This is a genomic window from Serratia sp. Ae19-1 (assembly GCF_059801225.1).
Genome location: NZ_JBCHWD010000008.1, coordinates 141,470 through 153,788, shown reverse-complemented (window position 1 = coordinate 153,788; position 12,319 = coordinate 141,470). Strand labels below are relative to the sequence as shown.

Below are 12,319 nucleotides of genomic sequence, written 5' to 3'. Positions count from 1 at the left end.
CTTGCGCGTCCCTTTGGCTGTATTCTTGGTCAGGCAACCATCAACATGAAGGTGCCAACCCAGGCAACCAGCATGAATGACACGCCCATCAAAAAATATTTCACTGAACAACTCCTGTCTGGAGTCCTCGCCAGCAATGATCCCGATTGTTGTGCTGAGTATTTTATGGGCAACCAGCTTGTCGGGCGGGTTCTTCCAAGCGAAAGAACAACGTCCTCGAGCGCGGGTTGTCCGGTTGTCGCGCCTCATGCTCCGTGAGGTAAAATCTGAACCGCGACAGGATCGGCGCTAATGTACTCTCAATACTGGTCTGATTTCAATACTGTGTTTTTGATCACAATTTTTGGCTATTTTTTGACCTGCTTGTGCTGTTTTATAACGCTTTTCATCGGCAAGCGACAGGAAGTAGCCCGCCGTGGCGGGCTGCAAAATCGGGGGGTGGCAATGCGGTGGCAGGCGCTCAGGCGAGGGCGTTGATGCCGGTCACCAAAATGGCCCAAAAAACGAGACAAGACAGCAGAATAACGGCCCAAATATGACGGCGACTCCACTCCATTTTTAGCCTTCGTTGTTGCGACAAGTGATTAGGTAACGATCACATCGGCGCCAACTGGGGAAAATTTAGCCCTTGCGGATAATATTTTGCTTACCTGCAGCTAACTTATTGGCAAACTTCGCTTATTGTCACGCGCACTTCATAGCCCAACAGATACAGCGCCTGTTCCAGCGCTTCAACTTTTGAGGCGTAGCCGATATCCAGCAACCGCTCCATTTGCCCGCCGTTGAATCCCAGCTTGCGCGCCAGCGCCGCTTTACCGGTGTTTTTGCGCAGCATGGCGTTGTGCAGTTCGATTTTCAGCGCCACCAGCGCCGGCAGGTGTACCCTCAAGTCATCGGTTTGCAGAGGGGAAGGGGCGGGCAGGGGCAGCCCTTCGTCCATCGCGGCGGCGATGGCGGCCAGCAGGCTTTCCTGCGCTTCCAGCTCGACGTCTTCGCGTTTATAGCAGGCGGCTTGCCACTCGGGGAAGTCGTGGAAACCGATCTGCCAGGCGTCGCTGTCGCTATCGAAGGTGTAATGGGCGGGGTAGTGGCTGTACATGGCAATCCCTGATTGAAACCTGAATGAGGCGCTATTGTGACGATATGGCCGGCGGATGACCAGCGTTCTGGGCGCTCAATCGGTCTCTTCTCCCGGCTTGCGGCGCAGCCCGTCGGGCGGCAACAGCAGGGCGCAGATCATCCCCGCCAGACTGAACAGCGGCAGCCAGCGGGCCACCGGGCCAGGAGAGTAATTGTTCAGCACCGAACACACATAGCACGCCACGGCCAGCGCCCAACCGGGCAGACCGATATCGTTGAACCGGAACGCGGTTTTGGCCATGAACCACGTCACCAGACCGAAGCAGAACAGCGCCCACACCATAATGCACAGCAGATACAGCAGCACCGCGACGAATTCGGCGGTATCGCTGTGTGCATGGGCGCGAAAATGATTTTTGTCTAGATAGGTCGACAGAAACGACAGCAGCGCGATGCCGATGGCGAAGATGGCCAGCGAAAAAATAAAGGTTTTGCGCGAGACGCGCCCGCGATAGAGGTCTTTAGCGAGTTGTCCGAGAGATTCCATAACAGTCCGTTGTCGCGATAATGGTGATGAATCGCCGTCTGGCGGTAAGCAGGGCAAACAGCGGGGCATTTTATCCGGGTAACCGGGAGCGTCAAGGTGATAACTTTTCTCATTTAGTCGCGGTTGAGATTCAGCGTGACCACCTCTGGCGTCCTTTCACCGCGCAAAACGTCACAATTTGGCACGTTTGGCTACCTGAGGCGGTAATTGGCGACATAATCCTGTTTGTTCGCACCGAACAATGCATTAACATAACTCTCACTTATCTCTTGCATGGCTATATGGATATCCGATGCGTCACCTGGTTGCGCTTTTACCGCTGATTACCTTGCTTGCTGCCTGTAGCAGCACGCCGAAACCCAGTACCACCGCTACGCCGCAGAACGCCCCGGTAAAAGGCGGCTTTTTGCTGAGCCCGGCGCACAGCGGCGCGCCGCTGGGTGGGGATTTCGCCAATAACCCGAATACCGCACGCTTTATCGATAAGATGGTGCAGGAACACGGCTTTGATCGGCAGCAGCTGCACGATGTGCTGGCGCAGGCCCGACGATTGGATTCGGTGCTGCGGCTGATGGACAGGCAAGCGCCGACGCCGTCTACCCAGGGGCCAACCGGGCCGAATGGCTCCTGGCTGCGCTATCGCAACAAATTTATTACGCCGGATAACGTGCAGAACGGCGTGGTGTTCTGGAACCAATATCAGGATGCGCTGCAGCGTGCCTGGCAGGTGTACGGCGTGCCGCCGGAGATCATCGTGGGGATTATCGGCGTGGAGACCCGCTGGGGCCGCGTAATGGGTAAAACCCGCATTATCGATGCGTTGGCGACGCTGGCCTTTGACTATCCGCGCCGTGCCGATTACTTCGCCGGTGAGCTGGAAACCTTCCTGCTGATGTCGCGCACCGAAGGCGACGATCCGCTCGAGCTGCGTGGCTCCTTCGCCGGCGCGATGGGCTACGGGCAGTTCATGCCTTCCTCCTTCAAAAGCTATGCGGTCGACTTTAACGGCGATGGTCATATCAACCTGTGGGATCCGGTCGATGCCATCGGCAGCGTGGCCAATTACTTCAAGGCGCACGGGTGGTCCAAAGGCGAACCGGTCGCCATCCAGGCCAACGGCCAGGCGCCGGGGCTGGAAAACGGCTTCAAGACTCGCTATTCGGTTGCCGCGCTGGCGGAAGCCGGCCTAAGCCCACAGGGTTCGCTCGGCGATAATCAGGAGGCCAGCCTGCTGCGGCTGGACGTTGGCACCGGCTACCAGTATTGGTACGGCTTGCCGAACTTCTACGTCATCACCCGCTATAACCACAGCACCCACTACGCCATGGCGGTGTGGCAGTTGGGCGAAGCGGTTGGGCGCTCGGCGCGCGGCGGTTTCTGACGCTGCTTCAATCAACGAAAAAGGCCGCTTGCGCGGCCTTTTTTACGTTCTGAGCAATCAGAAGTCGTAGCGCAGACGCACCACGGTCATATCGCCGAGGTTGTCGGTGCTCGATGTCAGCACATGCTCTACGTCAACGCGGAAGCCGTAGTCAAACTGCACGGTAACCCCGAGGCCGTTGTCGATGCGCTGGTAGTTGCGGCCGGTGACGTATTCCAGGCGATCGCCCATGAAGTACGGCATCACCGATTTCACCGCGTACTGACCAACCGGCACGGTATAACCGGCCAGGTACTCGATGCCCCACGCGTCGCCGGCGAAGTAATTGTTGATGTCGGCTTTCTTGGTGGTCAGGAAGTCGTGGTAGTAACCGCCGCCGAAGGTCAGCGTCCAGTTGTCCGGTTTCCAGCTGATGGCGGTGCCGACGATGTTCTGGTCGTAGCTTTTGCTGCCGCTGGTGGACGGGTTGCGCATTTCGGCGCGGGTGTAGTTCCAGGCGGTGCCCCAGGTCAGATCCTGAGTAATGTGGTAATCCACGCCCAGTGAGCCGCCGCCTTTGCGCTTATAGCGCAGGCCGTTGCCCGGCAGGTAGTCGCTGTCGCTGAACAGGTACGAAGCGTAAACGTCCGCATCGCCGAAGCTATTTTTGTACTTCAGCATTTTGCGTGAACGGTAAGAGCCGTCGTAGTCGCCGTTGATGCCGTTGCCCGGCGCCTGAGCCAGCATGTCGTAGTCCCAGATGTCGGTTTTGGCACCGACGACATCATAGTAAACGCTGTTCTGCTGGCCGAAGGTCATCTGTCCCCAGGTTTTGCTCTTCAGGCCGGTATACAGCATGCGGCGGCTGGTGTTTCGCGCGCCGTCGGCATAGTGATGATCCCAGTCAAACAGCGCCGGAATGTTCACACCCAGCTCGTAGTAGCTGATCCAGCTGATATCGTCGAACAGGTAGTAGTCCGCCGCGAAACGGAAACGGGTGCCGCCGTCGAAGCCGTTACGCTTGTAGGAGCCCTTGTCACCGTCGCCCGTCATGTTGTTGAACTGCGGACGGATGCTGCCGCCAACGGTGAAGTTCAGGCGGCTGAGCGGATCGCCGGCCTGCGGATCTTGCTTCAGCAGGGTGATTTCCGCCTGAGCGGCGAACGACGCACTGCCGATCGCCAGACCCAGCGCCACTGCCTGAGTCACTACGCGCAATTTCATTGCCATGTGTTATCCCTGTTTTATGTATGACCGCCCCCATCAGCGCCGCCATGCCGATGTTTTGCGCAAAAAGCTGCATTTTTGCGCATTTTGACGGTGTTTTTTAGTGTTTTCGCGGCGGGCGGCATTTGTAACATAAACGACGAGATAAATAATTACTTTTCTTGCTAATTATTGGCCGGTTTTTGACCATTTCGTGCGGCGAAAACGGGCGCTATGCATGCCTCTCCGCTTGGATGAATTCATTTAACGCCAAGGTTTATATTTTTCATTTGTCAGCCACCGGCGCCTGCCTGTAATTTCAACCGTGCAAGAGATAATTGATTTTAGCCTGTCACCGCCGTATTAACGTTGGCCTTTAGCTGCGCAATCGGTCGGGATAAATAAGCGATTGGGAGGTCGCCATGAGAAACCTGTTAATGTTGTTAGTGGGGTTGTTTTCATTACCGGCGATGGCGGCGGAGTCGCACGTTTGCCATTCTCAAGCTTATGATTATGCTGAGGTTAGCAAGCTCAGGTTGTCCGACGATACCCTGTTTACCTGCCGCGGCGTGGGGCGCCTGACGATCCCTGAACTGGCGCGTAAAGGATGGAAGGTGATTCATTTGGCGCAGCAAACCGAATATACCGACGCCGTAGACAGCGATGGTGAGGTTATTAAACTTTATCAGGAAATCGTGGTTTATAAAGAATAAGACGACGGCAGCCTGTTATTATTCCAACGGCGGCGAGAACTTATTATGAATGCAAGAATTGGTATCGACGGCAGAGCTGCCGCCGCCATGGTGATGCTATGCGCCATCTGGGGGATGCAGCAGGTGGCGATCAAGGCGGCAGAGTCGGACATGTCGGCGGTGCTGCAGATTGCCATTCGCTCGGGTCTCGCCGCACTGGGGGTTTATCTGCTGGCGCGCTGCCGCGGCGAACGCTTCACCTGGGATCGCGCTACGCTGTGCGCCGGTTTGAGCGTGGGGGGATTGTTTGCGCTGGAGTTCTTTTTTGTCTCCGAGGGGCTGCGTTACACCAGTGCTTCACATATGGCGGTGTTTTTGTACACCGCGCCGCTGTTTTCCGCGCTTGGCCTGCATTTTCTTATTCATCAGGAGCGCCTGTCGCCGATGCAGTGGTTTGGCATGCTCATCGCCTTTGGCGGCGTGGTGCTGGCCATGTCGGGCATGGCCGGGGAAAGCGGCGGTGCCGAGCGGCTGAAAGGCGATCTCTACGGCCTGCTGGCGGGGATCGCCTGGGGCGGTTCTACTCTGGTGATTCGCACCACCCGTCTGGCGGAGTGCCCCGCCAAACAGACGCTGCTGTTTCAGTTGACGGGCGCCGGCGTGCTGCTGTCGCTGCTGGCGATAGCGACGGGCAATTTGCACGCCGTCATGAGCACGGTGGTCTGGGGCAGTTTGCTGTTCCAAACGGTGATCGTGTCGTTTTTCAGCTACCTGATCTGGTTTTCACTGTTGCGCCGCTATCAGGCTTCTTCGCTGGGCATTCTTACCTTTATGACCCCGGTATTCGGTATCCTGGCGGGTGTCGTCATTCTCGGCGAACCGCTGCAAATTGAGTTTGTATTGGGTGCTTTGCTGATCGTGCTGGGGCTAGTCGTAGTGAGTTGCTCATATCTTATTTATGTTGACCGAAGGGTGGCACCAAAAATATAAATTATGGATGTTGATGTACAGAGCTACCAAATAAGCTGCGAAAGCCAATTCATTATTCAACTGCAAATATCTCGCTATGCCTGGGGCGTGCCGCTGATTACGCTCAGCGATAACGGCGATTTGACCGTAATAAGAAGCCGAGGCTGGTCAAAGTTGGCTAACGGGATGGCGTTGGAAGTTTATTACTTTGCCAATAATTCCCTGCTGGCCTGGGATAAAAATCGGAAATACATCTCCTATTCAAAAGACGGGCGCATTTATGCCTGTGCGCTGCACTTCTCTTATTCCCCCAACATATGGAAATAAGCCTCTGGCCGTCAGGCCAGAGGAAAGGTCTTCATGATCCACTGTTTAAAGGCGAGGATTTTCGGCCACTGCCGTTCGGAGATGGTCGAGGTAAAATAGCAGTGCTCACAGGGCACGGTCATATTGCTGAACGGGATGATCAGCTCACCGCTTTTGATCCAATCCTGCACCAGATTGAGCCGCCCCATGGCGACGCCAAGGTGCCGCGTGGCGGCCAGCACCGCAAGATCGGAGCGGTCGAACTCCATGCTTTTGCTGTCGGTATCCAACCCCAGCGCAAAGTGTTGCGACCAGGTTTGCCATTCATCTTCGCCAGAATTGTAGCGATCGTGCAGCAACGTGCAGTGGGCCAGGTTTTCCGGCGCGTCGTACAGATTATGCGCGGCGGCGTACTGCGGGGTGCAGATCGGCACCATTGATTCCTGCATAAAGGCTTCGTCCAGATGCCGCCCAGAGGGCAGTTTGCCGAAGTACATCGCCAGGTCCACGCCACGGTTGGCCAGGTTGATGATCTCTTGCCCGGTCAGAATATTGAGGTGAATGGTGGGGTGTTGGGCGATAAAGTCGCCGATGCGCGGCAGCAGCAGACATTGCACCAGGGATGGGTGCGAGTAGAGCGTCAATGTCCCCGTCAACTCGCGATTTTTGATATCCAGAATTTCCTGATTCAAAGTGTTGAAGGAACTGTCCAGCGCCCATTGCATGCGCTCACCTTCCGGCGTCAGGGTAATTCTGCGATGAAAACGCTGGAATAGCAGAAAGCCCAACTCCTTTTCGAGCAAATTAATGCGATGGCTCACGGCGCTGGGGGTGATCGACAATTCTTGCGCCGCCAGCGCAAAAGATAAATGACGGGCGACGCATTCGAAAGTATGCAGCCGGGAAAATTGATAGCTGGTCAGCGGGGTGGCCCGTTGTGAATATTTTCTACTGGGGAACATGTTATTTCTCCGTGCGCGCAATGCAGCGATACTAACATTTAATGGAGAAAGGGATAAACCCAGGTTGGTGAATATATTCGGATGTTAAACTGACGATTTCAGTGATGCTGAGGGTAAGCTGATTTATTGCCTCATGACCGTAAATAACGGGCGGATGGCTTGGGGTGAGAAGACGATGAGCGTCGGGAATCGGTGAGTAAAATAACATGGCTGCGGTTAAGCGGCGACTAAATACGCCTATCTATGAGGGATATAGCGGCTTCACTATGATAATTCGGCGCACCCGCTGTGTTTGCTCTTTGGCCGAGAGGACCGGGCCTGATGGCTACCCACCGGGCCCGGCATTCAGTGAAAAGCGGTTTGCTCGTCGGCGCGCATCAACGGCGGCGCAGCAGCAGGCCGGTCAATAGGCCTGCGCCGGCAATCAAAGCCAACGCGACGATTGGGTTTTTCTTCATCATGCTGCCGGTACAGCTCAGGGCTTCGCCGTATTTTTCTTGCAGCGCGCCCGCTGCATAGCGCGTGGCGCCTTCGGCTTGCAAACGTTCGTTTCCGGTAACGTCGCCCGCCATTTCCTGCGCTTTGCCCGCCACTTTCTCTATCATGCCATCGGCTTTTTCGCTGTTCATTATGATGCGCTCCTAAGGTTCGATCCGTTTGGCTTCCGCACAGGGCGAAAGCTTGCATTTGCATTTCCATGTTATGCACTACATCGGGTGCCTATAAGGGGCGTTTGCATCGGTGCGGATAGTGCATTTGCAGGCTACTTGCTGTTCCTGGCGCTCGGCCCACCGGTAAACAGCCCGCGTTCTCTGGCCCAGACGATGGCTTCGCTGCGGCTATGCACACCCAGTTTGGAATAGACCGTCGCGACATGGTTGCGAATGGTGTTGAGCGCCAGATTGAGACGCGCCGCGATTTTCTTGTCCGGCAGCCCCTCGCAAATCAATTCCAGCACATCGCGCTCGCGCGGCGTGAGATCGCTGGCGTTAAATCTGGCCTGGTCGGGCCGGTTGATGCTTTTCACGTTAGCCAGTTTTTCGATCAGGGTTTGGCTGAACCAGGAAGCGTCCTGCATCACTTCTTCGATGGCGCTCACCAGCTCCAGCTCCGAGCGTTTGCGTTCGGTAATGTCCATCAAGACCAACAGATAACAGGGCGCATTGTGGATGCTGATGGCGTCCGCCGAGGCCACGCAGTCGATCAGCTCACTCCCTTTCTTGCGCACCTGGATGTCCAGCCCTTCGACGTTACCGCCTTTTTCCAGGGCGGCAAACAGCCGGCGGCTTGCCTCGGGATCGTCAATAAACTGGATCTCATCGACCGTCTTGCCGATCAAGGCTTCGGCCTCGTACTCGGTGGTGCGGGTGAAGGCTTCGTTGACATCCAGCACGCGCCGCTCGTCTGCGGTGCACAGTAGCGTTGGCACCGGGCTCAGGCGAAATGCCTTGGCGAATCGCTCTTCGCTTTCTCGCAGCGCCGATTCAGCCTGGCGTCGGGGTTCGAGATCGGTGAATGTGAACAGCATGCAATCGTCTTCATTGAAGTCCAATGGTTGGCCGGCAACCACCACCAGCTTGCTTCCGCCACCGGGCAGTTTCAGCTCGGCCTCCATCTGCGGAATGGTGGCGCCTTCTCCCAGGCGCTGTACCGCCAGCTCTTTGTGCTCCGCTTGTTCCAGGACATCCACTTCATAAACCGAACGGCCCATGACCTGTTCGCGTTGATAACCGGTCATATCCAGAAACCCTTGATTGACCTTGACGTAGCGCAGGTCGCTTAGCCGACAGATGACCGCCGGCGCCGGGTTGGCGTTGAAGGTTTTTTCAAAACGCTGCTCCGCGCTGGCCCACTCGGTAGCATCGCTCAGGATCAGCGCCAGCAGCTCCGGCTGCCCCTGCGGATCGGTGACGATCAGGCTCCGCAGGCGGTGCACCCAGAAGCTGTCCGGATCGTCTAACCGCCGAACTTCCACCACCACATCGGTAAAGGTCTCGCCATCGGCAACCCGGCTCAGCGGGTACTGTTCCAGCGCCAGCGGATGATTGTTGCGATAGCGCAGGGCAAAACGCGCCGCGTACTCGCCGGCATTGGCCCCCAGGGCTTTCTGATGACCCACGCCATGCATGGCGAGCGCGGCCTCGTTGGCCCAGAGAAGGGTTTGCTCGGTATCCGTCAGGATCACGCCGTCGGACAAGCCGGAGATGATTTGCTGCAGGTGGCCGCGCTGGGTTTCGCTGGCGAGGACGGATTGGCTCATGGATTCTCCGCTAGACAGAAGGGGGCGGCCTCTGGCGGGGGCCGCAGATTACGCTACTCGCTGAGCAGCTTAGTGCATAACGTGCGAATTCGCAGGGTGTGAATGCACTAGTCATTCTGGCGCAAATGAACCGGGACGGCCGACGACGCCGCGCGGCAGACTGAATTTGTCTGCGCGGTTATCCGCCGTGCGTGCAATCACTTGTCCAGAAAATATAAGGAACAACGATGACCACTGTCTATGAATCAAATCGCTTTGCGTTTCAGGTGTCATGGGGCTCGATATTGGCCGGGAGTGCCGTGGCGCTGGTGACTTATCTGATATTCAGCGTGCTGGGTACGGCTATTGGCGCCCAGGCCGTGGATATGATGCAACAGGGCAATCCGCTGAGCGGCTTTGGCACCGGCACCGGCATCTGGCTGCTGGTTTCAACGCTGGTGGCGCTGGCCGCTGGCGCGTTCGTCGCCGGGCGCACCGCGCCGAACCGCGGCGGCTTGCATGGCCTGCTGAGCTGGTCTATCACCACCTTGCTGACCACCTGGCTGATGGTTTCATTGGCAAGTGGCGTGGTTGGACTGGCGGGCAGCGCGGTGGGCAAGGGGCTTTCGCTGGCGGGCAGCGGCCTGGCGGCGGCGGCGCCAAACGTGGGCGAAGGCCTCAAGCAACAGCTGGATAAAAACGGCATCAGCCTGGACTGGGGAAGTCTGGAAAACCAGTTGAACGCCACGCTTAAGCAGACCGGTAAGCCGGAGTTGGATCCTGCACGGTTGGAACAGAAGGCCGATCGGGTGGCCGCTGACGGCAAACAATCAGCCATGGATGCCGCTGCCGATCCTGCGCAGGCCGCCACCGAGCTTAAGCAGTGGTTCGAACGCGTCAAACAGTCCGGAGAGCCGACGCTGAGCGCCGCCGATAAGAACGCGCTGGTGAATATCGTTGCCGCGCGCACCGGGAAGAGCCGCGACGAAGCGAGCCAAATCGTCGATAACTACGCTCAGGCTTACCAGCAGGCGGTGCAAAAAGTGGAAAAACTCAAGGCGCAGGCCGAACAAAAGGCGCGCGAAGCGGCCGATGAAGCGGCCAAACAGCTGTCTCGCGCCGCATGGGGCTCCCTGTTGGTGCTGCTGTTGGGCGCCGCGCTGAGCGCGGGCGTGGGGCGGATTGCTGAATCCACCCGTCGTACCGTCGCGGTAAGTTGAGATGAAGAAAAACCTGTCGTGCATCTCGCTGAATTATCGAAAAGTGGCGGGGGCGTCAGCCCCCGTGCTCGTCATCGATTTTTGCAACGAGAACAACGAGCGCTACACCTTGCGCTACAACCTGCCACCGGATACCCCGGAACGCACCGAACGACGAGTATCTTTGCTGCTGTATCTGTTGCGTAAACACCGATCGGCAGAGATCGATAACCTGACTGATTAATCCATTTGTTGAATGAAAAGCCCAGCCTCACGTGCTGGGCTTTTTGTTTGGGGCCGTAGGCCGTTCTGGCGACAAGGCACGGGGCGAGTCGGCTCGGTATTTTACCGGGGGAGAGGTGTGCGGTTCACGGGAGTGGACGTGGCTCCCTATGGGCGTGGTTTGTAAAACAGGGCATCGAGCAAGGTTGGTTAAAACATCCGTTTTCTCTGCGCTGGAACGATAAAAAAGAAATGTGCTATTGCGACGCGAGATTATTGAGAACAACGTTCAATTCCTGAGCTTACCCCTCTTGTTTTCTTTGACTGACGATCATCCTTTTACATATCGGCCGCAGTAATATTTATCGGCGGGCCAAACTATAAAATGCGTTTTCATTTGTGATGATGAAATTCCTATTCGGCCATGCAATCCGGCTGTAAAAAAAACACTTTAAGGTAAAACAATTAACAAAAAGTGTGATTCCACCAGGTGTGGCAAGTGCATCTTTGATGAGTGCATTTTACATGGCTTGATTTTGTTTTATGGGTTTCCCATGGCGGGATTTATATAACATGATCATTTTCAGTTATTTATGCGATAGTTTTTCCTATGCCGTAAAAAATGAATTGGCAGGGTGATTTTTTTTAGGATTAATCTTAATGACTTGGTTTGTTTGGTTAACGATTTTAATAAAAAGGACGCAAATCTTATAAAGGCAAGGAGCACATATGGATTACAGAAAAGATATTCTTGTACAGGTGTTGGAGTATATGGAGAAGAATATTGTCGAGGGGCTGTCAGTTGAAAAGGTTTCCATTATTTCAGGCTACTCTAAATGGCATTTGCAACGGCTGTTTAAGCATTATTTTGGCATAACGCTCGGGACTTATATAAGGAATAGAAAACTGAGTCGCTCTGCTATTCTGCTCAAACAGCACCAAGGAAATATATTGGATGTTGCCCTGGCATCCGGGTTTGCCTCTCAGCAATGTTACACGCGGGCATTCAAACGTTTCTTTGGCGAAACGCCCAACAGCTTCAGGAACAGCAGGGGGTGGGATTTTTCCATGCAGATCCCGCCATATGGCAACGACAAGAAACCCTATTTCTACCACGCGGTCATGCCGGATGACATTGAGATGTTAAAGCATTACAAGGCACTGATTTTTCATTCTATAAGAAAATACAGAGATGCCAGTGACATTGCACAGACCAATGAGAAATGGTTAAGCAAGCAGCGAGGGGTGTGTAATGTCGAAAAGAACAGGAGCCATAAATGGCATTCCAGCAGCAAGGAACCAGAGGTTTTTCATTCTATTTTTAATTTTTATATCCCTATGGGTAGATATATTGTCATCCCCTTTATGGGGGAGTTGTCAGAGTACGTTAAATTTTTCGAAGGAATATACGACATCTATCTGCCGGCTATCAATGTCAAAATGCGGGAGAGCTTTTTTATCGAGTTATATAGACAAGATAATTTAAATGGTAATGTTATCAATGTCGATATACTTATTCCTGTAACCTAGTGATAAG

At 55.2% G+C, this 12,319-nt stretch carries 14 protein-coding genes; 7 read left to right on the top strand and 7 right to left on the bottom strand.

The window, feature by feature from the left end; translation table 11 throughout:
- Nucleotides 1-29: 29 nt before the first annotated feature.
- The 3 genes from ypdK to AAIE04_RS21015 form a co-directional block, all read right to left on the bottom strand.
- Nucleotides 30-104, bottom strand: coding sequence for a membrane protein YpdK (gene ypdK, locus AAIE04_RS21025; protein ID WP_099782600.1), 75 nt, complete (start codon nucleotides 102-104; stop codon nucleotides 30-32).
- Between the two features lie 557 nt (nucleotides 105-661).
- A complete protein-coding gene (locus AAIE04_RS21020; RefSeq protein WP_498577641.1) occupies nucleotides 662-1,099 on the bottom strand; it encodes a type II toxin-antitoxin system HicB family antitoxin in 438 nt (145 codons plus the stop codon).
- Between the two features lie 75 nt (nucleotides 1,100-1,174).
- Nucleotides 1,175-1,627: a DUF805 domain-containing protein gene (locus AAIE04_RS21015; RefSeq protein WP_498577640.1), complete on the bottom strand. Its 453-nt coding sequence runs from the start codon at nucleotides 1,625-1,627 to the stop codon at nucleotides 1,175-1,177.
- A 292-nt stretch (nucleotides 1,628-1,919) separates the two neighbouring features.
- On the opposite strand from AAIE04_RS21015, the gene mltB reads away from it, so the two are divergent.
- A complete protein-coding gene (gene mltB, locus AAIE04_RS21010; protein ID WP_019453804.1) occupies nucleotides 1,920-3,008 on the top strand; it encodes a lytic murein transglycosylase B in 1,089 nt (362 codons plus the stop codon).
- A gap of 57 nt (nucleotides 3,009-3,065) precedes the next feature.
- Here the strand turns inward: mltB and AAIE04_RS21005 are convergent, their stop codons facing one another.
- Entirely contained in the window at nucleotides 3,066-4,211 is a 1,146-nt protein-coding gene (locus tag AAIE04_RS21005) for a porin (protein WP_019453803.1), read from the bottom strand.
- Nucleotides 4,212-4,615: 404 nt separating this feature from the next.
- On the opposite strand from AAIE04_RS21005, the gene AAIE04_RS21000 reads away from it, so the two are divergent.
- Genes AAIE04_RS21000 through AAIE04_RS20990 form a run of 3 tightly spaced genes read left to right on the top strand, consistent with a single transcriptional unit; the run spans nucleotide 4,616 to nucleotide 6,181 of the window.
- Nucleotides 4,616-4,906, top strand: a complete 291-nt coding sequence (locus AAIE04_RS21000) for a hypothetical protein (RefSeq protein WP_074055769.1) — start codon at nucleotides 4,616-4,618, stop codon at nucleotides 4,904-4,906.
- A 45-nt stretch (nucleotides 4,907-4,951) separates the two neighbouring features.
- The gene (locus AAIE04_RS20995) at nucleotides 4,952-5,875 is read left to right on the top strand and encodes a DMT family transporter (protein ID WP_498577639.1); all 924 of its coding nucleotides are present in this window, start codon (nucleotides 4,952-4,954) and stop codon (nucleotides 5,873-5,875) included.
- A gap of 3 nt (nucleotides 5,876-5,878) precedes the next feature.
- Nucleotides 5,879-6,181, top strand: a complete 303-nt coding sequence (locus tag AAIE04_RS20990; protein ID WP_498577638.1) for a hypothetical protein — start codon at nucleotides 5,879-5,881, stop codon at nucleotides 6,179-6,181.
- An 11-nt stretch (nucleotides 6,182-6,192) separates the two neighbouring features.
- On the opposite strand, the gene dsdC is transcribed toward AAIE04_RS20990, so the two are convergent.
- From dsdC to AAIE04_RS20975, 3 genes are all read right to left on the bottom strand, one after another.
- Nucleotides 6,193-7,122: a DNA-binding transcriptional regulator DsdC gene (gene dsdC / locus AAIE04_RS20985; protein ID WP_019453799.1), complete on the bottom strand. Its 930-nt coding sequence runs from the start codon at nucleotides 7,120-7,122 to the stop codon at nucleotides 6,193-6,195.
- A gap of 377 nt (nucleotides 7,123-7,499) precedes the next feature.
- Nucleotides 7,500-7,751, bottom strand: coding sequence for a CsbD family protein (locus AAIE04_RS20980; RefSeq protein WP_498577637.1), 252 nt, complete (start codon nucleotides 7,749-7,751; stop codon nucleotides 7,500-7,502).
- A gap of 134 nt (nucleotides 7,752-7,885) precedes the next feature.
- Entirely contained in the window at nucleotides 7,886-9,382 is a 1,497-nt protein-coding gene (locus AAIE04_RS20975; protein WP_019453797.1) for a helix-turn-helix transcriptional regulator, read from the bottom strand.
- Nucleotides 9,383-9,609: 227 nt separating this feature from the next.
- Between AAIE04_RS20975 and AAIE04_RS20970 the strand changes: the two genes are divergently transcribed.
- The 3 genes from AAIE04_RS20970 (at nucleotide 9,610) to AAIE04_RS20960 (ending at nucleotide 12,312) form a co-directional block, all read left to right on the top strand.
- Nucleotides 9,610-10,581: a hypothetical protein gene (locus AAIE04_RS20970; RefSeq protein WP_074055774.1), complete on the top strand. Its 972-nt coding sequence runs from the start codon at nucleotides 9,610-9,612 to the stop codon at nucleotides 10,579-10,581.
- 1 nt (nucleotide 10,582) lies between these two features.
- On the top strand, nucleotides 10,583-10,804 hold the full coding sequence (locus tag AAIE04_RS20965; protein ID WP_019453795.1) for a hypothetical protein: 222 nt from the start codon (nucleotides 10,583-10,585) through the stop codon (nucleotides 10,802-10,804).
- Nucleotides 10,805-11,511: 707 nt separating this feature from the next.
- Nucleotides 11,512-12,312 carry a helix-turn-helix domain-containing protein gene (locus AAIE04_RS20960; protein ID WP_432524593.1) on the top strand — a complete coding sequence of 267 codons (801 nt, stop codon included), beginning with the start codon at nucleotides 11,512-11,514 and terminating at the stop codon, nucleotides 12,310-12,312.
- Nucleotides 12,313-12,319 lie beyond the last annotated feature (7 nt).

Coding starts and splice junctions, on each gene's coding strand:
- AAIE04_RS21020 (WP_498577641.1), bottom strand. CDS start 1,099: ATGTACAGCCACTACCCCGCCCATTACACCTTCGATAGCGACAGCGAC.
- AAIE04_RS21015 (WP_498577640.1), bottom strand. CDS start 1,627: ATGGAATCTCTCGGACAACTCGCTAAAGACCTCTATCGCGGGCGCGTC.
- mltB (WP_019453804.1), top strand. CDS start 1,920: ATGCGTCACCTGGTTGCGCTTTTACCGCTGATTACCTTGCTTGCTGCC.
- AAIE04_RS21005 (WP_019453803.1), bottom strand. CDS start 4,211: ATGAAATTGCGCGTAGTGACTCAGGCAGTGGCGCTGGGTCTGGCGATC.
- AAIE04_RS21000 (WP_074055769.1), top strand. CDS start 4,616: ATGAGAAACCTGTTAATGTTGTTAGTGGGGTTGTTTTCATTACCGGCG.
- AAIE04_RS20995 (WP_498577639.1), top strand. CDS start 4,952: ATGAATGCAAGAATTGGTATCGACGGCAGAGCTGCCGCCGCCATGGTG.
- AAIE04_RS20990 (WP_498577638.1), top strand. CDS start 5,879: ATGGATGTTGATGTACAGAGCTACCAAATAAGCTGCGAAAGCCAATTC.
- dsdC (WP_019453799.1), bottom strand. CDS start 7,122: ATGTTCCCCAGTAGAAAATATTCACAACGGGCCACCCCGCTGACCAGC.
- AAIE04_RS20980 (WP_498577637.1), bottom strand. CDS start 7,751: ATGAACAGCGAAAAAGCCGATGGCATGATAGAGAAAGTGGCGGGCAAA.
- AAIE04_RS20975 (WP_019453797.1), bottom strand. CDS start 9,382: ATGAGCCAATCCGTCCTCGCCAGCGAAACCCAGCGCGGCCACCTGCAG.
- AAIE04_RS20970 (WP_074055774.1), top strand. CDS start 9,610: ATGACCACTGTCTATGAATCAAATCGCTTTGCGTTTCAGGTGTCATGG.
- AAIE04_RS20965 (WP_019453795.1), top strand. CDS start 10,583: ATGAAGAAAAACCTGTCGTGCATCTCGCTGAATTATCGAAAAGTGGCG.
- AAIE04_RS20960 (WP_432524593.1), top strand. CDS start 11,512: ATGGATTACAGAAAAGATATTCTTGTACAGGTGTTGGAGTATATGGAG.